Source organism: Phyllobacterium chamaecytisi (genome assembly GCF_020164455.1).
GTDB lineage: Bacteria > Pseudomonadota > Alphaproteobacteria > Rhizobiales > Rhizobiaceae > Phyllobacterium > Phyllobacterium chamaecytisi.
Genome location: NZ_JAIQWW010000020.1, coordinates 49,256 through 70,271 on the forward strand (window position 1 = coordinate 49,256; position 21,016 = coordinate 70,271).

Here is a 21,016-nt window from a genome sequence, read left to right on the forward strand (position 1 = left end):
GGGGATTATCGCTAAGTAGTAACAGGGCCGAGAAGCTCATCCAATTGATCGCGTGAAGGGTCGTGACGATGAAAAAAATCCTCTCTCAAGAACCCTTCGCCCTGAAGCCGATAGATCGAGGTAAACGAACGTGTTCCGCCGTAACCCCGGCCATGAGAGCGGCCACCATGCACGCTCTTCTCACCGGAAATTACCCAAATTGGCACCAGGTTCTCTCGTTTGATAAAATCTAAAAAAATATCCTCATCCACCAACGCGGCGCTGGGTCCTGGCTCCTTCGTCGACGGATCGAAAAAGCAGAGCTTACCGTATCGATCAGCATATGTGAGTTCTCTGCCGTTGGACAAGCCAAGGCCCAGACCACGCATGAGGCCGGGAGCAGGGATGTAAAAACTCAGATTGTCTGCGAGGGAGAAATCGTAGCCGCCACGCTCGGCGCTATATCTTGATACCGTCGGTTGGGTTGGGAGGGGCAAACCATACTGTCTGTCCGCAGGAACCCAATGATCTATGCCCACATAAACCGGGTGCCAGGGATACTCCCCAAGATAGCCGCGCCACGGAATTTCCAGTTGCGGCAAGTCTCTGCTGTTCAAGCCGCGGCCCGACAGGTGCTGAAGAATGGTGTCTGCATCAGTGGAGCGCACAAGAAAGCTACTTATCGAAAACCAGGTCTTGCGCTCCATTTCCTTGTCGCCGCGATGAACGCCCCACTGATACCAGGCAGCAAATTCATCTAAGACCAGCCAGCGCCGGCCTGTCCTCGGGTGCTCAACCCAGATCAGCGCTTCGTCGTTGACAAAGTCGTCGTTGCTATTGAGCCATGCGAGCCTCGTGGCGGGAGGCACTGATTTCATTCGCACTTGTGCCGGCATCCACCATGTTGCATCCCATGAGCGCCACCCGTCCCCATTTGAACGTTCGACCAGAAGAGAAGGATCAATATCGCGTCCGCGCGGTTCCCATGGCCCGTCAAACACTTGGAGCGTATCTTGGAAAGATTCCCTATAAGTAAGGTGGTCAGCCAGGCGAGAGGTTAGCTCGTGCAGGGCGATCCATTGGTATTTCTTGCCAATCCGCTCAATCCGGTGCTCCATCCTGCCCGACGAGGCAAGATTTCTCTCCAGCGCGGCAAATCGTTCCGATGTCCATCCGAGATCGTGCGCCCGCTTGCATACCCACCGGCGCATGGCAGGAAAGTCCAGTCGTGGCGGCCATGAATGACTCCGACGGGAGTAGGTATCCGCGTAAATGTACGATTGCCCGTACAGCTGATAATCCGTCCATTCATCCTCCGACATTGTGCCATGCAGCTTCTTCTCGGCAATTACCACCTTGCGTTCAAGTTTCTCCCATTCACCCTCGGCCGGTGTTTTGGCGGATTTTGGCACCTTCTTTGCGCCTGGTTCAACTAAAACGAATTCAATACGCAAGGGCCGATCTTTTTGTGAAAGCCGCAGTGCTGCGGCTGCGTCCAGCACCTTGCTAAGCTGCTTTGCGGCCTTGGGATTATCGGAGGTCAATCGTTCCCGCCACGAGTTGAACAGTGATTTGCGATCACTGCCGGCCCACTCGATGCCGAAGGGCGTCCAGCCGCCAACAGACGAGTCGATCACGTACCTTGCAAAATCCCCATCATTGACCGTCGAACTGACGATGCTGTCTGTATAGCTCCCGCTGGGGTAATCTTGCTTGTATGCTTCGACCGTCTCGACAGAGACCTCCTCTAGCGGCCAGTCGCTCTGATAGGGAGGGCGCACTTTAGAAAGGTCCACATCTTCGGGCAACACGCCATAATGTGCTGCCAATTCGATAATGCCGCGTGCGTGATCTCGAATAAGGATGTGAACCGGCGGTGTGCGGCCCGCGAAAATAGTCTTCCAAATGCTCGCGGCAAGCTCGGGTAGCGCCGTTCTGTCAATCCCTTGCAGGGCTGCGCCGTACGCAGCAGCAAGCACGCGGTCTACAACATATGGATCGTTGACGGAAGCGAACTCGCGAACAAGCCGGGCTGCTAATCCAAGCCTCGGTGCTAGCAAAGTTGACAATGCCTTGGTAGCGCGGTCCCGGACGGCGCGGTGGCTGGTCGAGAAAAGCCAGCTCAGCGCGAACGCTGCCAATTCTGCCCGTTGTTCTTCAATCGGGTGGAAACCGTTCCGCAGTGTCCAGACGACGAGAGTCTCTAGGGGACTGTCATCCTTTTCGCCTTCATCAATTACTCGCACGGACCAGAAGCTATCGCGTTCGGGCATCGACATTTTTCTAAGGCGGCTGTCGAGGAACCGTGCATTGAACTGATTATCGGGTTCTGTAGCGATAGCGATCAACGTCCGCAGCAACTCGTTCTCGCCGCTATACTCCGATGCCGCCTCCAGCAGTTCAAGAGTCCGCTTTGTGAAATACTGCTGTTTGCGCCAAAGCAGACTGCCCAGAAATGCCTTGTTAACTAGCCAAACGTCGCCATGTTTGGCCGACGGTATAAGATCGGGCAGCTCGTGCTGGCAGCGTTCCGGAAGCTGGGTCGCCAGAGCTTCGATGATACCTGCCCGCTCGTAGGCGCGATCGCCAGTTACGACTTCCGCGAGCGGCGTACCTGTCGCAAAGGACGCCGATGGATTGGATGGATCGAGGTGCCGATCGATCAACAGTGTCGCGATGCGATGGTCACTGTAACGCTCGAAAGTGAACCGGACCGTCTCCGTTAGTTTCCCGTCCTCATCCATGACTGGTTCAACCGCAATCACGCCCTCGCTTTCGAGCTGTGCCAGCAGGCTCTTTTCTACCGTGCCGTCCGGAGGGAGTAGTTTGTCGAGTATCTCATTTGCGCTCGCTATGTCCGTGTAGCCCCTGTATCCGTCGTCGAAGGCGGCCGCGAGACCCGTCAACGACTGGGAAACGATGTTGCGCCGCCGGTCGAGTTTTAAGCGGGTCTCGATGATCCTTGCGATCGCGTTGCTATAGAACTCGAATATCTCGGTGATACCGGTTAGTCCCCGCGGCAATTCCCTACGGCCTTCCTTTTCGAGAAAGTCGCAGCAGGTTTTAAGAAACAGGGGATTGTAAAACTCCGGAATAAGATTGGGTGCCGCCATCCTAATGATGCCGCGCCGATCGAGATACTCATTCGCAGCATCAGGTCGGCCAGAAAAGCCGCGGTGCTCAATATGTTGCAGATCACCAAAAGCCTGGACGTCAGGGACGATGTAAGGCAAATATGTTGTCCTGCAGGACAATGCGATTCCTATATTCGGAAATCCTTCAATGGATTGAAGAAAGGCAGCTATCCGGGGTGCCCAGAGATCAATGCCGTGACGCTCATTGATAGCATCAATAAACAAGACAGCGCGCATACCGGCCGCCTGCGCGGCAGAGTCAAGCGCTCCCAAAAACTCATCAGTTGTCCTGCCCTGAAGACCTAATGCTGCTATGATTTGAGTCCATGGATCTGCCTCAACTAACGAACTTCCCAAAACGAGAATGGCGGGCCATTCGCGTTCTATCTGATATTGGACGACATCACCAAACAAGTGAGATTTTCCGACGCCAGCCTCTCCGGACACGAGAAGGCGCCGGCTATTGACGACGGTCCAGCGGTCACTCTTTATGGCATCAACCACTTCATCGAGCGCATCGCTCAGTTGGTAAAACGTATGCTCCGTATATCGTTCACGGTCGCGTTTTCCGTCCGCCTTCCGTTCCCATTCCCAGAATGCGCGTGCTGCTGCACTCCCGGCACGCCGTAGATTGTTGACCCTTTCTAGGAGCTGCTCAAGCGGAAATATATAGTCAGGTTCGGCGGGAAACGTGCCAAACATTTCATTCAGCGATCGCAGTGCCGTCGAAATACCTTCGACCTCCTTTTCCAACTCCTTTGCACCATCGTAGCCCGCGAGCTGATCGACGGCACGATATCCGCGCTCGTTTACCTTGAGTGACCATTCTTCGATCTCGGCCATTAACGAAGGATCACGACAAAACTGCTGGATTGCCCGCCTTATCGGCAAGTCGATGTTGGTTTCAGGCGTGTAGCGGGCCCCGAGTGTCGCCCGTGCCGCATTAAAACGCTGACGAAACCAGGGTGGCGTCAGAATGGTTTCATCGAACCAAAATACCGTTCGTCCGCGATAGAGAGGAAGATCCCGGCTGAGACGCTCTGTCAGGTTGGTGGCACCCCATAGTTCGAATTCAAGGGATCGCCCTGTCTCAGCCGCTTTCGCCTTCCAACGCGCGGACCACGCCTCCCACCGCTCAAGTTCCGTCTGTTGCCTCCCCATCCGAGCATCTTTCAGATCGAACGGCAGCGCTACCACGAAGCGGCTCAACCGGGGATGTTTTTCCAGCGCCTGCTCGATTGATTTGTTGAGTTGATTGATCTGGACGGCGCCGAGCACGAAAAAATACTTGGCTTGCCAGCCCGTCTCGGAGCCGTCAGGCTGACGAATGAAGCACTCGACACCGCCATCCGCACCTATACCCTTGCGATGGAAGAACGCAGTCGCCTCGCGGGGCTCCAGCGACGCCAGCTGGCACACGAGCTCCTCAAATCCTTTGTCCCGGCTCCCACCATGTGGACGGATGCGCGTGTAGTCAATTTCAGTTTTCAGCATAATAAAATCATCTATTTCGCGGCTGGATCCATGGGGGACTTGCAATTGATCGCTAACTACAAGGATATTCTCGGGTGGTTAATTTTGCACGATTCGGTAACCCCTTTTGTCCCCGATTGTTAGGAGCAGAGCGTCGATTGCTTTCAGTTCCGCACTCGAGCCGTCCAAGCAGGTCGCATAGATTAGGATCCCTGACTGGTGATCTCTGAGAAATAGGGACTGCTGTTAGCATCATCTTCTCGCAAGAGTATAGTTAATGCATTATTATTACTGGATTATTTTCGTAAACCGAAGCTAATTCCCACTTACCTTCCTTGCGGCAGACCGCGATTTCAACCTTATGCTAATGACGGATATTTTTCATGAACCGTGCTACCGTGAAACCATTGTGCCGTCTCAACGCAGCTTAAGGTATTGGTTTGTTTAGCTTACTATGTCCGATATCCGTCCCACAGAACATTTATCGGCATTTCCAACTGACCCTTTATCCATAACCTCCGATATTGTACAAAACGGCGTAAGGCCGCTCGAAGATGAAACGAAACTCAAACCCACGTCTCGTTGGGTATCCCGTGTTTCAACTGAGGAGCAGCCAAATGAAGCGCAGCTTATCGGGTTGAAAGCCGCTGGTTGTCACACAATTTTCGAGGAGCAGGGCTCCGGCGCGTCCCGGGCGCGACCTGTGCTGGCGAAGCTGTTGCGGGATTAAAGCCGACGATGTGCTGCTCGATCGTCTGGCACGGTCTGTCAGGCATCTGCTGCAGGTGATCGAGCACTTGGAGCAGGTGGCGCTCGCTTTCGATCCTCGACGCCACAAGGCATGTTTTCTTTACAGGTTCTGGGCGCTGTCGCCCAATTGGAGCGCTCGTTGATTCCCGAACGCACGAAGGCTGGGATCAAGGCTGCCAAAGCGCGGGGTAAACTGCCAGGCAACCCCGGCTTCCGTGAACTGCGGCCAGATGCGCTCGCCAAGGCGTCGCGGGCACGACGACGCAGCCATCTCGCAGATTTGACCACAAACATGTCATCCTGGTTGCCAATCGTGCAACGCATGCGTCCGGATCATCCTGGGAAGACGTGACCCGGAGCCTCAACCGCGAGACAGGACAGACATGGTCGGTTGATCGTCTGCGCCGTTCGGTCAACGGCTGGTGTGCGAGGGACTGGCTGACCCAGGATTGATTGTCCCCTCCCCTCGGCGCGCCGCAAGACCGATTGATGTCGCTAATCACCGGGATTGCCAACGCCAATCCGGATCTAACGTTCCGTGATATTGCCAGCCAACTTGAGGCCATGCATGAGCGCACACCGCGCGGATCATCAACATGGGCAGCTTCGTCGGTAAACACCTGCTCGACTGAGTCAAGAAACTGGGATTGGTATCACAATAGCCGTCGCAGCCCTCACGACCCGACAAATTGGAGGGCCGCTGCATCCGTCAGACCAAAAGTGAATTCGCGTCTCGCCTAGGTGACTGCGTCAAGTACCAGGTGTGATCAGCGTTAGCGATGGAAAATAAGTTCGATATCGACCGACATCGCGGGTCAGCAGGGTCAGTTGGCTAACGGCTGCTTGGGCGCCAATGAAGAAGTCAGGCAGAACGCCGGTGCGCGACCCTCCCAATTTACGGTATTGCGTGAAGACTTTTCCCGCCAGGAAAAGCGCAGCGCGCGGTATGGGAGCAATTTCAAGGCCAGCTTCATCAACAAACGCCTCAAGCTTTTCAATGCGACCGTAACGAACCGCAAGCTCGGCATAGACCACATCATTGATCAGCAATGGACCGCGCAAGGATGCCGCCTCAAGCTGCGCGATCGACCAGTCGGCCCAATTGGGATCGTCGGTGACTGGATCGAGCAGAACATTCGTGTCGATTAGAATCACTTTCCACCGCGCGTCAGTGCCATGATCGCGTCAGTATCAAGCCCGTCGCCGGCATGGCCGCGCAGCTTATCAAAGCGTCTTGTGGGCGGCTTTCTATCGACGCGCGTGATAACCACGCTGCCATCGGTCGCTCGGTGAAAATCGACCTTGCTGCCCGGTACTATTCCCAGAAAATCGCGCACCGGCTTGGGAATGGTCACTTGCCCTTTCGTCGTAACGGTTGTAGTCATGTCATCCTCGGTAATGATTTCTGCCCACAAGGTATTACCTCTGTCGAAGCGTTTTCAACCCCAACGTTGCGAGCGACAGTCTACCTCACCCGAGACGCACTCCGAGCATTCAATCCGCTGCGGTACATGTCTTACCCTATCTAGGCACTGGGCCGAAACTTGAAGCGGATTTGATTTCCAAAGCCGTGCCACAAGTGCGCCATCACAGTTTGTCCCGAACAGAGTTTCAGAGCCATGGATAACATCGCTTGGCAAAAAACGCTATCTCGAAACACAGGGCTGCGTTGGCCGGGGGGTCAAAGCCGGACAGCGTTCGAAAAGCAATCAAATCTGGACCCAGCAGTTTGAGATACTGGCGCTCTTTGAGCCATTCGGGTTATGTTCTGGGCGGCAAGGATGCACTTCGGATTGTGCGCAAGTGGTGGAGACAGATGAGGAAACAGCACCTCTTTTTCCTCGCGCCGGTCATGGGATTTGCCCTGCTGGCTGCACTCGCTTTTTGTTCGACCGAAGATGCGCCACCCAACCTCGGTCCCACGACTCCGCTGCAACTGCCAGGAACCGGCGGATAACCAGTCCACTGGACCCACAATCGCGTCACGGCCACCTACTGCGGATGCGCGCGCCACTTGCTTCAACGCCGCCATCAGCATTGGCCCGACGGAAAACTTCCCTGCCCTCGCCTTTTCCGTCAAAGCTCTCAGGCAACCGCTAGCCGAATTGATGTTCAGGGTTCGCTGCAGGATACCCGAAGACATCGAGCGCGGCCTCATAGACCGAGGGGGAAATCCTGGATAGCCCCTTACCTGGGTCGGCGTAGTGATCAGATCCCACCCAGTTGCAGGTTGTTCGAAAAAGCGTCCTCAAAGACCGCCCAGATGACATCTCTTACTTTCCGCCCTTAAAAACCCTGACAGCCGTCAGGGTTTTGCACACACCTTTGTCGACTATCAGGCAACGCTCTCGCCCTGCCCGCGCATTCTGAGCAGCTCCATAAAATTGGCCCCAAGGGAAAATTCGCCGCGATCCGCCTGCGACGTTAGATCTCGCGAACGGTCACCAGAGGGATTGCATCCCTTCCGCTTGAGAACTGTGGATCACAACCCTCCTGATATAAATCGCGGCCGTCAACGCGGCCAAGACAATGGAGTTCTCAGCTGAGAACTTTTAGGGAACTGGCGGCCTCTCAGTCGGTAAACGAAAGCGCCACCACGAAAGTTCTCAGCTGAGAACTCTCGTGGCGTCATGGACCCGCCGAAGCGTTTCTCAATCCGGTTTTGCGCCGGCCTCATCTTGTTCCATACAAAGCAAAACTCAATATCATTTATGGGAATTTACATTCCTTTCTAATCATTCTTGTAAAAGAATTGACTGAAGTTTTCTCTGAAGTCCGGCTAAACGTGAAGGGCAGGGGGCTCCGCACTTCCGAAAACGTTGACAGACGCGGCCCTTTCGTGACATCGTCGTTCGCAAGTCAGCTGCTTGCGCGCTCGTCCCGATTTCAATCTCCCACACACTATAGCCCCTATCCTGCAGTCCACCAGATGGAAGGTATTCCGACATTGGCTTCCGTTGCGAAATAAAGTTGACGAATTATCAATGCATTAGGTTTCAAGCTTTTTCCTGTGGTGGAGACAGCGATGGCACGGCAACATAATCCCGCACCACTTCCTAGTTTGCCGCCAATCGACCAGCGGCAATGAGTAACAACGCGCCCGCTGTCCCTTCAATCCATTTGCGGCGACAATCGCAGAAGCCGCCATTTCTTCCAACTGCGGCGATCCCGAGACTCAAGCTCGTGTAGAGGATCCCACAAAGGCCGATGAAGATCGCAGACAGGATCAGCGCCCGCAGAGCTATGCCGCTGCCATGCTGCATGAATTGCGGCAGGATCGCAAAATAGATCAGCATGCCTTTGGGATTGAGGAACGCAGTCAGAAATCCGCGCCGAAGCTGGCCATTGGCCGGGACGACCGAAAGGTTGATCTGCCCTGCCTTCATCGCAGATCGGACAAGCTGGAAAGCCAGACCGATCAGATACATGACACCCAGCCAACGCAACGCCTCGAACAGCATTGGGGATGCGGCGATGATCGCAGCGACCCCGAGGGCGGCGAGGGCGGAATGAACCATATAACCAAGGCAAATGCCTGCGGTCGAACGCAAGCCAGCGGATGCTCCACCGGACAAAGCTTGGGATGCCACAAAGAGCATGTCGGGGCCGGGCGTGCAGATCAACGGCAGCACGGTTGCGGCGAAAAAGAGCATCGTTCCTGTTTCCATGGATGGAATCATAGGGCAGTGGTTTCGCAATTTGGTTGCGAAGATGCCATTCTAGGACCTAGATTTGGCATTGAAATCTCCATGGGGCAGAAAGTTAGCATCACATGCCAATAAAATTGGATGACATAGATCGGCGTATCCTCCGTGCCCTGCAACGCGATGGGCGGCTGCAGAATGTAGAGCTTGCCAAAGAAGTGGGCTTGTCACCCTCTCCCTGCTTGCGCCGGGTCAAGCTACTGGAGGAGGCCGGGATTATCGATCGCTACGTGGCGGTTCTCAATGCAGCGAAGATCGGCCTCGGTCTGTCGATGTTCGCGCGGGTCTGGTTGACGGCACAGGATGCCGAAACCATAGATCATTTCATGGATGCCATGAAGCAACTTCCCCAAGTGATGGAGTGCTACATCATGCTCGGAGAGAGTGACGCCCTGCTGCGCGTGGTCGTAGCCGATCTGGATGACTACCGCCGCTTCCAGGCTGCGCACCTGACGCGGAAAAATGGAATTCAGAATGTCAAAACCGACGTGCCAAGCCAGATCGTGAAGCAGACCTACACTCTGCCACTATGATATTCCGGCATCCAACCCGCGCAGCCTGATACTTACGGTAGCGTTATATCCGTGCTTGCAATCAAAAGATGAACGCGGCATTCTAATCTTGGCAATGCCGTCGATCGCTGACACGGGTTAACCTGATGCGTCATTCACCTGCAGAATTGCTAAACCCAAGACATTTTCACAGGGGTACAACTTTCGAAGCGATGGCTTCGGAGGAATGCCTCAACTCGACATTTTATCCAAGGGACGGACGCATCGCGGCAGGGCCAACCGGAACGCATGGTGCGTCCCCGGGGGAAACGCCTACACTATCGCAAGGAAGATCACGATGAACCAGTTTCGTTTCAACATATTCGCCGCGACGGTGATTGCCGGCGCTGGCCTGGCATTTCTCACGCTCCCGGCATCGGCACAATCCGTTACCAAGACGTGCAGCACACAATATCAAGCTGCCAAGGAGGCTGGTACGCTCAAAGGCCAGAAATGGCCGGACTTTCTGTCAGCTTGCAGCGCGAAGCTGAAGACCGACGATGGCGCAGCGGCAGCCGCGCCCGCCGAAAAGACCCCGGCCAAAAAGACGGCAAAGGATACGGCAACAAAACCGGCCAAGACGACGCAAACGGCGCCTTCAACCACCAGCGGCGGGATGTCGGCAAAAGCCGTCACCAAGGAATGCAGCACACAGTATCAGGCTGCCAAAACGGCGGGCACGCTCAATGGCCAGAAGTGGCCGCAGTTCCTTTCTGCCTGCAGCGACAGCCTGAAATCGGACAATTCGGATGCGACCGTGCCTGACGAACCCGCACCCACCAAGGCTGCCACTACCAAAACGACGAAGACACAGGTGGCCAAGGCACAGACTTCCGCCGATGGCAAGCCTCTGTCTCCCGCTCAGGTCGCATTCCGGGCACGCATCAGCGAATGCGGCGATCAGTGGCAGCAGGCCAAGGCAAGCAACAAAACCCGCGGCCTGACCTGGCCACAATACTGGAGTGCCTGCAACACGCGCCTCAAGTCCGAATAATCCTGATTGAAATTGGGGATGTAAGAAAAACGCCCGGGCACCCAGTCCGGGCGTTTTCACTAGAACCGTCACTGTTCATCGGCATCATCAAATCAACATCAGGAGATAGCCATGCCTATACAGGATCTCGTCGATTCAATTGCCACGCAAGCCAATCTCGATCCACAAGCGGCGGAGAAGGCCGCAGGAACGGTACTATCCCTGCTCCAGCACGAGGCTCCCGAACAAGCAGCAACAATATTCGCGAAGATCCCTGGTGCTACCGAACTTGCCCAAAACTTCGATGTCATGGCAAGCGGGGCTCAATCGGGTGGCTTTCTGTCAAGCGTGACCAGCATGCTTGGGGGTGTGGCGGGTGAAAAGGTTGGCGCGCTGGTCAATGGTGTCGCCGCACTGAAAGAGAGCGGGCTGACCGTCGAACAGATCCAGGAAGCTGGAGCTGCGGTGCTTGCCCATGCCAAGGAATACGCCGACCCAAAACTTGTCGATCAGCTTCTGGATTCGGTGCCCGGCCTGAAAGGTCATCTAGGCCTTTGAATGCAATGGGCTGACATTCTGCATCCGGCCATGTAAACCGTTCCAAGGTTATCAGGAATCGAGCGGGATGAACGGCACCAAACGGACATTTTATTTCGTGCTCGGATGGGTGATGGTGGTGCTCGGCTTCATTGGCGCGCTTCTGCCCGTCATGCCGACAACGATCTTTCTCATCATCGCCGCCTGGTGTTTCAGCCGCTCGTCGCCGCGATTTGAAAAGTGGCTGCTTAAACATCCGGTGTTCGGGCCGACACTCGTGCAATGGCGCGAGCACGGAGCAGTGCCGAAACGCGTAAAATGGATTGCTTGCGGTGGCATGGCATTGGGCTACGCCACTTTCATGTATTTTGCCCGGCCGTCACCTCTGCTCGGAGGGGTGGTGGCGATCTTTTTCATTGCCTGCGCCGCTTACGTTTTGACCCGTCCGAGTCTGGCGGCGTAACGAGCGGGTTCCAGGTTTTGACTGGACCATTCCCCATCTGCCACTCACTTCATCCAATTCCAAATCTCTTCCGTCATCCTCGGGCTTGACCTGAGGACCCACACTTTCTTGAAGAAATGACAGCCCAACGCCTGGATTGAGCATCCCAATGGGTCCTCGGGTCAAGCCCGAGGCGCAATTCAACCGCGACCTGAAACGCTCTAGACGCGCTTGCCGGTCGCCTTGTCGAAGATGTGCAAAGCGCTCGGATCGATATTGAAGCGCTGCGACGCGCCCACTGCGATTTGCGACCGTGGGGGCAAACTTGCTGTCAGGCGCTGGCTGCCGATTGTCGAGGTAACGACCAGTTCCGGGCCGGTCAGTTCGACCACTTCGACCTTTGCCTCGATGGCAAGGCCTGCGTCTTCCGATGACGCCAGTGTCAGACTTTCCGGACGAATGCCTATGATCACATCGCGAGCGCTCGCGGCATTTTCCCGTAATGCTTGGGGGAGGGGGATGCCACTGAGCGAGCCATCAATGTGCGCGATGCCGTCGGCGACCGTCGCATCCAGCATGTTCATCGGCGGCGAACCAACAAAGCCTGCAACATAGCGCGTGGCCGGGCGATTATAGATCTCATCCGGAGTGGCAAGCTGCTCGATCTGACCATCGCGCATGACGGCGATGCGGGTTGCGAGCGTCATCGCCTCGATCTGGTCATGCGTCACATAAACAATCGTGGTGCCAAGCATCTGGTGCAGGCGCTTGAGCTCAGTTCGCATCTCCATGCGCAGTTTCGCATCGAGATTGGACAAGGGCTCGTCGAAAAGAAATATTTGCGGATCGCGCACCAGTGCCCGGCCGATGGCAACACGCTGTCGCTGACCTCCGGAAAGCTCGGATGGCTTGCGGCCAAGCAGATTTTCGATCTGCAGGATTTTTGCCGCCTTTTGCACGGCCTCGGTGCGTTCGGCCGCAGGTACATTGCGCATCTCAAGGCCAAAGCCGATGTTTCGCGCCACGGACATGTTCGGATAAAGCGCATAGGACTGGAACACCATGGCGATGTCGCGGTCCTTGGGATGCACACCGGTGACCGAGCGATCACCGATGCGCACGTCACCGTCTGTCGCTTCGGCGAGCCCTGCAATGATGTTGAGAAGCGTGGACTTGCCGCAGCCGGAGGGACCGAGGAGGACGAGGAATTCGCCGCTGGCGAGCGACAGGTCGATGCCCTTCAGCGTTTCGACGGCGCCATAGCGCTTGCGAACATTAATGAGCTCGAGCGCACTCATAGAGCTTCCTCCGGTGGTGTTTGCGGATCTTCGCCATCATAGCGGCGCGGAATGGTGGCGATGGCTTTGGACGCAACGCGAACTCCAGCAGCAAGGCTTGCCCCGAGCGTTTGGCCGCTTGCCAGCGCGGCGACGAAGGCGGCATTGAACACGTCACCGGCACCAATCGTATCGGCAACCTGAACAAGGGGCGCCGTTACCGAGACAAGCCTGTCATCGGAGCCGACGGCCAGTGCCCCATCGGGTCCTCGCTTGACGACAACGATGGCATCCCTCGGCATCAACGCCTTGAGCCTGTGCGCGGCCTCGGCAGGCTCGACGCTGTTGGCGAGGCGCGTCGTTTCGACCTCATTGAACAGGGCGATGTGGCAGCGTGCCAGCCACCCGCACGCCTTGATGCGGTTGGTCTCGGTCCAGCCATCGATCGGCCAGCCGGTATCGAGCGCAATGCGGATATCATTGGCATCGGCCCAATCGAACAATTCGTCATATTGTGCAACGAGGGCGTCGGTCAGGAAGGAGCCGCAAAGGATGGCGGTGCCGCCCTTCAGCCGCCCGGTGTCGAGCGTCGTAATGACGTCGAGCCAGGACAATGCCGCTATGTGACCGCGCGTCGTAAAGAAAGTACGCTCGCCATTCGGGTGGGTAATGCCGACGGAAAGTGTCGTCCCCATGGGTGCAACCGGCCAGCGCGCTGAATGCTTGCCGAAACCCTGGCGCAGCCATTCGCCGAACTGGTCATTGCCGACATTGGCGGCGATCTGGAAATCGACACCGAGCCCATCCCAGGTCAGCGCGGCATTGCCGGCCGAGCCGCCGACGCGCAGTTCGTCGTAATCCACCATGATCTCGGTTCCGGGCGTCGGCCATGGATCGGCCGGGCCGAGGATCAAATCGACATTGACGTTTCCGATGACGGCGAGTGGCTGCATCGCTCTCACTCGTCCCGCGTGATCTTGGTAGAGCGCACCGGCGTGCCGAGATCGGCAACGCGCGCGCCGGCAAAACCAAGCATGAAGTGCTGGGCGGCGGGCAGGAGTGCAAAAACGGCCGCTATGCCGCTGGCTACGCCCGCATCAATCGTCGTGATGCCTTTGAGCGGCGCTTCCCCAGATGCATCGAACACCACAACCGGCGACCCGGCTTCCAGTGCCGAGGCAGCCATGCGCGCGACCAATTCCGATGTTGCATCCTTGGCACGGAAGAGGACAACGCCGACTTTGGGTCCGAGCATTTCCATCGGACCATGGCGCAATTGTCCGCCTTCAAGCGAGAAGCACGGGATGCGGGAAAGTTCGGTGAGGCCGAGCGCAATCGCCTCCGCGATACCCTGCATGCGGCGACCGGAGGTTACGACAGCCGATACGTCCGACAATGCGGCGACCGCAGCATCGACATTCGGCTTGCTCTCGGCATTCAAGATGGCGAGCGCTTCAGCCGGATCCTCGCCAAGCGCACCGAGCACCGCCAGATGCAGGGCAAAACTGACAGTCAGACTGCGCGTTGCCGCAAAGGCATTCTCCGTACCGCCGGAACCGACCAGCGACGGCACGGTGCGGGCAAGGGTGGAACCGCCTTCGAGCGTCAAGCCGAAAGCATCGGCCCGCACGCCAGCATCGTCGAACCAGCGCAGGACTTCGGCGCTTTCACCCGACTGCGAGGTCACGAGAATTGTTTTGCCGACTAATGGTAGCGGCTGGCCAAGCTGTTCCGACAGCGGCAGTGCCACGGCATCGATACCAAGGCTGCGATACAGCGGCTCGACCGCACGGCCAACCGCATGCGAACCACCCATACCGAGCAGCAGCAGACGCCCGTTCATACGCAAGGATTGGGCGATGGTCACCGCAAGTGGCGCGGCCGCCTCGAACGAGGAAATCGCATCGGCATTCTGCCGCGCCATTTCTTTCAAGATGGCGATCAGACCGATAGGTTTATTCTTTTGCGAAGACATGCTCATCCTTTGACGCCGCCGCTTGTCAGGCCCGCGATCAGCGCGCGCTGCATGAAGAGACCAACGATGAGCGGGGGGAGGGCGGCAAGCACACCCGCTGTGGCAATCAATCCGTAGTCCGAAACGCGTCCGCCAGCGAGATCGGCGATCGCAACGGTCAAGGTTTTGGCCCGCTGGTCCGAAGTGAACAGCAGGGCATAGAAGAATTCGTCCCAGGCAAGCAGGAACGCGAAGAGTGCAGCGGTCGCCATCACGGGCGCGGCGAGCGGCAAGGTGATCAGCCGCAGGATCTGATCCAGCCGGGCCCCATCCATGGTCGCGGCGCTTTCAATCTCGCGCGGGATCGAATCGAAGCCCGATTTCATCAGCCATGTGGTGAATGGCGCTAGGATGGTGAGGTAAACCAGTGCCAGACCAAAGACATTGTTGAGGAGGCCTGCCCAGGCAAGGGTCATGTAGAGCGGCACGGCCAAGGCGACCGGCGGCAACATGTAGGTGGCAATGACTGCATAAAGTGACCAGCCAACGGAAGGTGTGCGCGATACGGCCCAGGCGGAGGGGACGGCTACCATGAGCGCCGCCACAGTTGCCATGCCGGCAACCTTGATGCTGTTGAACAGCGAGGCAACGAAGGCTTCCCCGGCGCTGTTCGCCACCGAGGAAAGCAGGACACCGTAGCGGGACAGATCGACGGTACCGGGCCACCAGTGCAAGGGCTTGGCAATAAGATCCGGCGTCGAGGAAATGCTCATGACGAAGAGCCAGACCACGGGGGCGAGGATCACGACGAGAAGAAGCAAAGCGGCGAGATGGACGAGTACCGATGCGGTGAGGCTGCGACGTTCCATTATGACACTCCCGCGCTTTTGCGGATCAGGGCGGCATAGGCGACGGCAAGCACAGTCACCAGCAGGGTGACAATCAGGGCCAGTGATGCGCCCGATCCCGCTCGCTGGAAGGAAAACGCCTCCTGGTAGACGAGGATCGACAATGTGCGTGTGCTGTTGGCCGGACCGCCGCGCGTCATGACCCAGATAATGTCGAAGACCTTGAACGCCTCGATGGTGCGCAGGACAAGCGCCACCATCAAGGGCCCGGCGAGGTAGGGCATGATGACGAAGCGGAAGCGCGACCAGGCACCGGCTCCGTCGACCATGGATGCGGCGGTAATATCGCGCGGCACGGCCTGAAGGGCGGCGAGCGCAATCAGCGCCACAAGTGGAAAATTCTTCCAGCAATCGGCCACGATAAGCGAGGCGAGGGCAGTGCCAGGCTCGCCCAGCCAGGAACGATAGGCATCGATAAGGCCGAACTGCATCAGCATTGCGTTGAGTGCGCCATATTCGGGATTATAGATCAGCCGCCACAGCGTGGCATTGACCACGGTCGGCAGCGCCCAGGGCAGGATCATCAGCGCGCGCAGGATGGAACGGCCGTAAAACTGCTGGTTGAGAAGCAGGGCGGCAAGAACGCCGATGACCATCTCCGCCGATACGGACAGGACGGCAAACCAGAAAGTGGTGATCAGCGTGCGCTGAAAATTCGAACCGGAAAGTATCTTCACATAATTATCGAGGCCAACGAAACTGCCTTCGGTACCGACGAGCTTGGCATCGGTGAAGGAGAGCCGCACCGTATCGACGAGCGGCCAACCGATAATCGCAACCATGACGATCAGAAGCGGCAGCATCAGGAGCCATGCGCGGGTGGTGATCCAGGTGCTCGTCATGAAATGAAGCCTGCCACGAAATCAATCATTGGGAAAAATGAAGGCGGAAGGACTGCCCGCCGCCTTCATTATCGCTATCAGAGGCCGCTGTTCTCGACGGCAGTCTTCAATGCATCCTCAGGGGCGGCCTGCCCGAGAAGAGCTTCCTGAATTGCCTGTTGCAGTCCTGTCGAAAGTTCCTGATATTTCGGTGTCGTCGGCCGCGGATACATCGCAGCAAGGCTGACTTTGGCCGCCGCAATCAATTCTTCCTGGTTCTTGGAAACGGCTGGATCATCATAGGAGGAGGACCAGATCGGCAGGCTGAGCTTGGCGTACTGGTTCTGCGTTGCCTGAGACGTCATGAACGTAATGTATTTCCAAGCCTCGTCCGGATGCTTGCTGGTCGTAGTGATGCCGAGGCCCATGGAACCGTTGACTGCAGAGACGGTGCTTTTGCCTTCAACACCGGGGGCCGGGACGACACCGACCTTGCCGGCAACCTTGCTGTCCTTCGGGTCATTGGCCATGTTGTACATGTAGGTCCAGTTAAGGGCGAAGGCAGCTTCGCCATTCTGGAACACACGGCGCACGTCCTCTTCAAGGAACTCCTTGGAGTTTGGATTGGTGAGACCGGATTTGTAGCTGTCCACCATGTAGTTGAGTGCGTCGAGACCGCCGCCCGTCGCGAATACCGGCTTGCCGTCCTTGAGGAAACTGCCGCCATAGGCACTGACCAGCGTGGTGTAATCGCAGATCGCCGCTTCAGCCTGTGACCAGCTCCAGGCGATGGGCGTTGCAAGCAAGCCCTTGTCCTTGATGATCTTGGCCTGTTCGGCAAGTTCGGTCCAGGTCTTTGGCGGGGTTTTGATGCCGGCCTTTTCCAGGATTTCCTTGTTGTAGAACAGATATTTCGTGTCGAGAATCCAGGGCATGCCATAGCGCTTGCCGTCATACTCAACCGTGGTCCAGGCACCCGGAAGCACGCCCGCTTTCATTTCCGGCGTGATCTTGTCGGTTACATCCGCAAGCACCTTGTTGGTTGCATATTCGGCCGGCCAGATCACATCGAAGAGCACGACATCATAGCCACCGCCGGATCCTTGGGCGAGGACGGTCTTGTCGTGCAAGCCTTCATAGGGAACGAATTCGAGATTGACCGTCACGTCTGGATTTGCCTTGGTGAAGGCTTCCGTCATGGCACGGACATCGGCCTCGCTATAGGCCGCCTGCGCCATGAACAGCGCGTTGATCTTGGTCTCTGCATGGGCAGGCGAAGACAACGCCGCTCCCAGAAGTGTGGCGCCCAGAAGCGCACTCGTCACGGATTTCAACATCATTACCTCCTGTTTGACAGCGCTGGCCTCATGGACAGACGCCTGGTCGTTGCAATCGAGAGCCTTTCGTGACGCGTTTTCGCCAAACCCGTGCTCACATTCCCCTGATCGATTTTTATTAAATCAATTCGCTTGACTTATTAGTTGATGAATATTCTTCTGGTGTCAAGAGGGATGACGGATGGACGGCATACGATCGATACGGGCAAAGAGCGGAACCAACCTCGGCGGTGCGAGTGCGCATAACCGCCGCATCATGATCGACGCATTGCGCGTCAATGGTGCGCTGTCGCGGGCCGACCTTGCACGGGCCACCGGACTGACCCCGCAGGCGGTTTCCAATATCATCGAGGAGCTTGCCCGAGACGGTCTGGTGCGCTCACAGGCAAGCGTGCGCAAGGGCAGGGGCCAGCCTGCTACGCCCTATCAGCTTGTGCCGGAAGGCGCCTTTGCCATCGGCCTGCAGATCGACCGCCACGTAACGCGCACCGTCATCGTCAACCTCGTCGGCGATGTTCTGGTTCAGATGGAAGCCAAGCTGCCTCCCGGCGGGCCGGCGCAAGGTGTTGTGGTTATTCTCGACTTGATCAGGAAGGCGCGTAACGCGCTGGCGGCACAGGCGCCAGAGGCCGAAAAACGGCTCGTTGGTCTCGGCGTTGCCATGCCGGGGCCATTTGGCATCAACACGCTTTACGACGACCCCTGGATGATGACGGCGTGGCAGAACTTCCCACTCATGGACAGGATCGCCGAAGGTACAGGACTCGAAGTTGCGTTGCAGAACGACGCGGCAGCCGCAGCAACTGCCGAACGATTGCTTGGCGCAGCACACGGGCTCGACCACGCAATCTGCATCTACTTCGGCTACGGTCTCGGGGCGGGCTTGATCCTCAATGGAGAACTCTATGGCGGCGCGCACGCCAATGCCGGCGAGATCGGTATGATGCTTGCGCTGGTGCCGGGTGACGGTCCCGACGTCGAGCCCCTGGAGCATTACGCCTCCATGGCGGCACTTTGTAAACTGCTCGATTTCGATCCATCCGAACCGGAGCTTTTCGCCATGGTCACCGATGCCATCCTGCGCGGCGGCCCAAAGCTGGAACAGTGGATGGACAGTGTCGCCGAACGCTTGCGCCGGACCGTGCAAATTCTCGAATCAATCTTCGATCCGCAGACGATCATTCTCTGTGGTGGCGCGCCAAGAGCGCTGATCGATCGCCTTGTCGAGAAGATCGAGCCGTTGCTGCCCTCGATCGCCGAGCGCTCCCGCCGTTACCCGGAAGCGCGATTGCAGGCAGGGCTTGCCGATCCGTGGTCCGCCGCACTCGGCGCCGCTGCCGAGCCCATTGCGCGGACTTTCGATCCAAGATTCTCGGCAATACTCAAAACGGTATGAGGCACAGAAAGGCTTGCTATAGCTCATAATCTACGTCAGAGTGAGCTATAGAAAGGCGCCCTATCCCTCATGATCTGGAACTGGCAGCAGGCCGATTGGCCGAATTTCACCTATGACGCGACTGCGCTTGAACCACTGGAGCGCCAGTTCCTGCTGCATTCCGGCGAGTTTTTCGGTGCTTTTCGCCATGTGAATACCGACGACCGGGACACGTTGCGGATCGAGCTGATCAGCGACGAAGCGTTGAAGACTTCGGAGATCGAGGGAGAATTCCTCAACCGCGACAGCTTGCAAACGTCACTTCGGCAGCAATTCGGTTTGGCGACCGGCAATCACCGTGTTCCCGCTGCAGAGCGCGGCATCTCCGAGATGATGGTCGACTTGTACCGGACTTTTGCCGATCCCCTCCAACACGATACATTGTTCAACTGGCACAGGATGTTAATGGCTGGCGAAAGCGATGCCATCCAGATTGGAGGTTACCGCACGCACGAGGAGCCGATGCGGGTCGTGTCAGGCCGTGCCGACAAGCCGACAATCCATTTCGAGGCACCGCCATCCACACGCATTGTGCGAGAGATGAACGCATTTGCAAGCTGGTTCAACGCGACCGCGCCTAAGGGAAGAAGGGCTTTGCCTGCGCTGACCCGAGCCGGGCTGGCGCATCTGTACTTCGTCAGCATTCATCCATTTGAAGACGGCAATGGCCGTATTGGTCGGGCAATCTCTGAAAAGTCTCTCGCCCAGAATCTCGGGCAGCCTAGCCTCATCGCTTTGGCCTATACCATTCAACGTGCACGCAAAGCCTATTACGACATGCTCGAACGCAGCAACAAAACCAACGAGATTACCGCGTGGCTTGTCTATTTTGCCAAGACTGTGCTGGAAGCGCAGCGTACGACACTGGAGCGGGTGGAATTCTACATCGTCAAGGCCAAGTTTTACGACCGGGTGCGCGGGCAACTCAACCCGCGTCAGGAGAAAGTCATCGCCCGTATGTTTCGCGCGGGGCTGGACGGGTTCAAGGGCGGTCTCAGCGCCGAAAACTACATCAGCATCACCGGAACCTCCCGCGCAACAGCAACGAGAGATTTGGCCGATCTGGTTGTCAAAGGAACGTTGACCCGGACCGGAGAGCGAAGGCACACACGCTACCGTCTTGAACTCGATGGTATCTGACTAACGCAGCGACGAAAACCAGGCGATCAGCTCGGCACTGTTGCGCAGGCCATAGGCGCGCATGATGCGGGCGCGGTGTGCCTCAATGGTCCGCTTCGACAGGCCGATCTCCTGGGCAATCTGCGCATTGGTCTTGCCTTGCGATACCAGTGTCAGCACCTGTTTCTGCCGGTCGGAAATGAGGCTGGCGTTGCCGGCGACCGCTCGATGCATTGGCTCGAAGCAATAGAGCGCTTCGGCAAAGGGATCCGCCAGATTACGGCTACGCCCGCGCACCTGGCACCAGAAGCTCGAACCGTCACGCCGCCGCATGATGCGCTCGTCGTGATATACTTTGCCGCCGGCAAAGTTCGTCCGCCACATTTCGCCGGTGCGGACGAAATCCCTTATTTTCGGATACAGTCTTGAAAAGCTCTGGTCGATCAGTTCGTGACGCTCATAGCCGAAAGTCCCGGCGAATTCGAAATTGCAATCACGTATGATACGGTGCGTGGCATAGACCATCGGCACCGGCAGGTCAGTCAGCCGGAAGTGTTTTGCGCTTCCAGGATTCAGGATGTCGGAACTGGATAACTGCGGTGCTGTCATGCAGTATTAATAC

At 57.2% G+C, this 21,016-nt stretch carries 18 protein-coding genes and 2 pseudogenes; 8 read left to right on the forward strand and 12 right to left on the reverse strand.

The genetic code is table 11. The features are described 5' to 3' along the window. Positions 1-11: 11 nt before the first annotated feature. Entirely contained in the window at positions 12-4,607 is a 4,596-nt protein-coding gene (locus LB462_RS24790; RefSeq protein WP_224513524.1) for an NACHT domain-containing protein, read from the reverse strand. Between the two features lie 433 nt (positions 4,608-5,040). Here LB462_RS24790 and LB462_RS24795 point away from each other — a divergent pair. Beyond that, a pseudogene (locus LB462_RS24795) lies at positions 5,041-5,688 on the forward strand (recombinase family protein). 398 nt (positions 5,689-6,086) lie between these two features. Here LB462_RS24795 and LB462_RS24800 read toward each other — a convergent pair. Both LB462_RS24800 and LB462_RS24805 read right to left on the reverse strand, forming a co-directional pair. Beyond that, positions 6,087-6,491: a type II toxin-antitoxin system VapC family toxin gene (locus tag LB462_RS24800; RefSeq protein ID WP_224513534.1), complete on the reverse strand. Its 405-nt coding sequence runs from the start codon at positions 6,489-6,491 to the stop codon at positions 6,087-6,089. Further along, on the reverse strand, positions 6,488-6,721 hold the full coding sequence (locus LB462_RS24805) for an AbrB/MazE/SpoVT family DNA-binding domain-containing protein (protein ID WP_224513536.1): 234 nt from the start codon (positions 6,719-6,721) through the stop codon (positions 6,488-6,490). Before LB462_RS24805 ends, LB462_RS24800 begins: the two co-directional genes overlap by 4 nt. Positions 6,722-7,152: 431 nt before the next feature. On the opposite strand from LB462_RS24805, the gene LB462_RS24810 reads away from it, so the two are divergent. After that, the gene (locus tag LB462_RS24810) at positions 7,153-7,293 is read left to right on the forward strand and encodes a hypothetical protein (RefSeq protein ID WP_224513538.1); all 141 of its coding nucleotides are present in this window, start codon (positions 7,153-7,155) and stop codon (positions 7,291-7,293) included. Positions 7,294-7,353: 60 nt separating this feature from the next. Here the strand turns inward: LB462_RS24810 and repC are convergent. Next, positions 7,354-7,467 (reverse strand): annotated as a pseudogene (repC, locus tag LB462_RS31605) (replication initiation protein RepC); the annotation flags it as partial. A 925-nt stretch (positions 7,468-8,392) separates the two neighbouring features. Next, positions 8,393-9,004, reverse strand: a complete 612-nt coding sequence (locus LB462_RS24820; RefSeq protein ID WP_224513540.1) for a LysE family translocator — start codon at positions 9,002-9,004, stop codon at positions 8,393-8,395. Positions 9,005-9,108: 104 nt separating this feature from the next. Between LB462_RS24820 and LB462_RS24825 the strand changes: the two genes are divergently transcribed. From LB462_RS24825 to LB462_RS24840, 4 genes are all read left to right on the forward strand, one after another. After that, a complete protein-coding gene (locus tag LB462_RS24825; RefSeq protein WP_224513542.1) occupies positions 9,109-9,573 on the forward strand; it encodes an Lrp/AsnC family transcriptional regulator in 465 nt (154 codons plus the stop codon). Positions 9,574-9,889: 316 nt separating this feature from the next. Then, on the forward strand, positions 9,890-10,585 hold the full coding sequence (locus tag LB462_RS24830; RefSeq protein ID WP_224513544.1) for a hypothetical protein: 696 nt from the start codon (positions 9,890-9,892) through the stop codon (positions 10,583-10,585). Positions 10,586-10,696: 111 nt separating this feature from the next. Next, a complete protein-coding gene (locus LB462_RS24835) occupies positions 10,697-11,122 on the forward strand; it encodes a hypothetical protein (protein ID WP_224513547.1) in 426 nt (141 codons plus the stop codon). Between the two features lie 67 nt (positions 11,123-11,189). Continuing rightward, a complete protein-coding gene (locus tag LB462_RS24840) occupies positions 11,190-11,564 on the forward strand; it encodes a YbaN family protein (RefSeq protein ID WP_224513549.1) in 375 nt (124 codons plus the stop codon). Positions 11,565-11,764: 200 nt separating this feature from the next. On the opposite strand, the gene LB462_RS24845 is transcribed toward LB462_RS24840, so the two are convergent. The 6 genes from LB462_RS24845 to LB462_RS24870 form a co-directional block, all read right to left on the reverse strand. Beyond that, positions 11,765-12,841, reverse strand: a complete 1,077-nt coding sequence (locus LB462_RS24845; protein ID WP_224513559.1) for an ABC transporter ATP-binding protein — start codon at positions 12,839-12,841, stop codon at positions 11,765-11,767. After that, the gene (locus LB462_RS24850; RefSeq protein ID WP_224513561.1) at positions 12,838-13,773 is read right to left on the reverse strand and encodes a carbohydrate kinase family protein; all 936 of its coding nucleotides are present in this window, start codon (positions 13,771-13,773) and stop codon (positions 12,838-12,840) included. Before LB462_RS24850 ends, LB462_RS24845 begins: the two co-directional genes overlap by 4 nt. Positions 13,774-13,778: 5 nt before the next feature. Beyond that, positions 13,779-14,795 carry an SIS domain-containing protein gene (locus LB462_RS24855; RefSeq protein ID WP_370637287.1) on the reverse strand — a complete coding sequence of 339 codons (1,017 nt, stop codon included), beginning with the start codon at positions 14,793-14,795 and terminating at the stop codon, positions 13,779-13,781. Between the two features lie 2 nt (positions 14,796-14,797). Further along, on the reverse strand, positions 14,798-15,643 hold the full coding sequence (locus LB462_RS24860; RefSeq protein ID WP_224513565.1) for a carbohydrate ABC transporter permease: 846 nt from the start codon (positions 15,641-15,643) through the stop codon (positions 14,798-14,800). Then, positions 15,643-16,524 carry a carbohydrate ABC transporter permease gene (locus tag LB462_RS24865; protein WP_224513567.1) on the reverse strand — a complete coding sequence of 294 codons (882 nt, stop codon included), beginning with the start codon at positions 16,522-16,524 and terminating at the stop codon, positions 15,643-15,645. The genes LB462_RS24860 and LB462_RS24865 overlap by 1 nt, the downstream gene beginning before the upstream one ends. 77 nt (positions 16,525-16,601) lie before the next feature. Then, positions 16,602-17,840: an extracellular solute-binding protein gene (locus LB462_RS24870; protein ID WP_224513674.1), complete on the reverse strand. Its 1,239-nt coding sequence runs from the start codon at positions 17,838-17,840 to the stop codon at positions 16,602-16,604. 181 nt (positions 17,841-18,021) lie between these two features. Here LB462_RS24870 and LB462_RS24875 point away from each other — a divergent pair, with 181 nt between their 5' ends. Further along, a complete protein-coding gene (locus LB462_RS24875) occupies positions 18,022-19,236 on the forward strand; it encodes an ROK family transcriptional regulator (protein WP_224513569.1) in 1,215 nt (404 codons plus the stop codon). A gap of 69 nt (positions 19,237-19,305) precedes the next feature. Next, on the forward strand, positions 19,306-20,415 hold the full coding sequence (locus LB462_RS24880) for a Fic family protein (RefSeq protein WP_224513571.1): 1,110 nt from the start codon (positions 19,306-19,308) through the stop codon (positions 20,413-20,415). Here LB462_RS24880 and LB462_RS24885 read toward each other — a convergent pair whose 3' ends face one another. Next, positions 20,416-21,003 (reverse strand): helix-turn-helix transcriptional regulator, encoded by a 588-nt coding sequence (locus LB462_RS24885; protein WP_255627614.1) that lies wholly within the window; start codon positions 21,001-21,003, stop codon positions 20,416-20,418. It lies immediately after the preceding gene. Positions 21,004-21,016 lie beyond the last annotated feature (13 nt).

What these genes read in the sequence shown, in the direction of transcription:
- LB462_RS24790 (WP_224513524.1), bottom strand. Translation starts at nt 4,607, where the DNA reads ATGCTGAAAACTGAAATTGACTACACGCGCATCCGTCCACATGGTGGG.
- LB462_RS24805 (WP_224513536.1), bottom strand. Translation starts at nt 6,721, where the DNA reads ATGACTACAACCGTTACGACGAAAGGGCAAGTGACCATTCCCAAGCCG.
- LB462_RS24810 (WP_224513538.1), top strand. Translation starts at nt 7,153, where the DNA reads ATGAGGAAACAGCACCTCTTTTTCCTCGCGCCGGTCATGGGATTTGCC.
- LB462_RS24820 (WP_224513540.1), bottom strand. Translation starts at nt 9,004, where the DNA reads ATGGAAACAGGAACGATGCTCTTTTTCGCCGCAACCGTGCTGCCGTTG.
- LB462_RS24825 (WP_224513542.1), top strand. Translation starts at nt 9,109, where the DNA reads ATGCCAATAAAATTGGATGACATAGATCGGCGTATCCTCCGTGCCCTG.
- LB462_RS24830 (WP_224513544.1), top strand. Translation starts at nt 9,890, where the DNA reads ATGAACCAGTTTCGTTTCAACATATTCGCCGCGACGGTGATTGCCGGC.
- LB462_RS24835 (WP_224513547.1), top strand. Translation starts at nt 10,697, where the DNA reads ATGCCTATACAGGATCTCGTCGATTCAATTGCCACGCAAGCCAATCTC.
- LB462_RS24840 (WP_224513549.1), top strand. Translation starts at nt 11,190, where the DNA reads ATGAACGGCACCAAACGGACATTTTATTTCGTGCTCGGATGGGTGATG.
- LB462_RS24845 (WP_224513559.1), bottom strand. Translation starts at nt 12,841, where the DNA reads ATGAGTGCGCTCGAGCTCATTAATGTTCGCAAGCGCTATGGCGCCGTC.
- LB462_RS24850 (WP_224513561.1), bottom strand. Translation starts at nt 13,773, where the DNA reads ATGCAGCCACTCGCCGTCATCGGAAACGTCAATGTCGATTTGATCCTC.
- LB462_RS24855 (WP_370637287.1), bottom strand. Translation starts at nt 14,795, where the DNA reads ATGTCTTCGCAAAAGAATAAACCTATCGGTCTGATCGCCATCTTGAAA.
- LB462_RS24860 (WP_224513565.1), bottom strand. Translation starts at nt 15,643, where the DNA reads ATGGAACGTCGCAGCCTCACCGCATCGGTACTCGTCCATCTCGCCGCT.
- LB462_RS24865 (WP_224513567.1), bottom strand. Translation starts at nt 16,524, where the DNA reads ATGACGAGCACCTGGATCACCACCCGCGCATGGCTCCTGATGCTGCCG.
- LB462_RS24870 (WP_224513674.1), bottom strand. Translation starts at nt 17,840, where the DNA reads ATGTTGAAATCCGTGACGAGTGCGCTTCTGGGCGCCACACTTCTGGGA.
- LB462_RS24875 (WP_224513569.1), top strand. Translation starts at nt 18,022, where the DNA reads ATGGACGGCATACGATCGATACGGGCAAAGAGCGGAACCAACCTCGGC.
- LB462_RS24880 (WP_224513571.1), top strand. Translation starts at nt 19,306, where the DNA reads ATGATCTGGAACTGGCAGCAGGCCGATTGGCCGAATTTCACCTATGAC.
- LB462_RS24885 (WP_255627614.1), bottom strand. Translation starts at nt 21,003, where the DNA reads ATGACAGCACCGCAGTTATCCAGTTCCGACATCCTGAATCCTGGAAGC.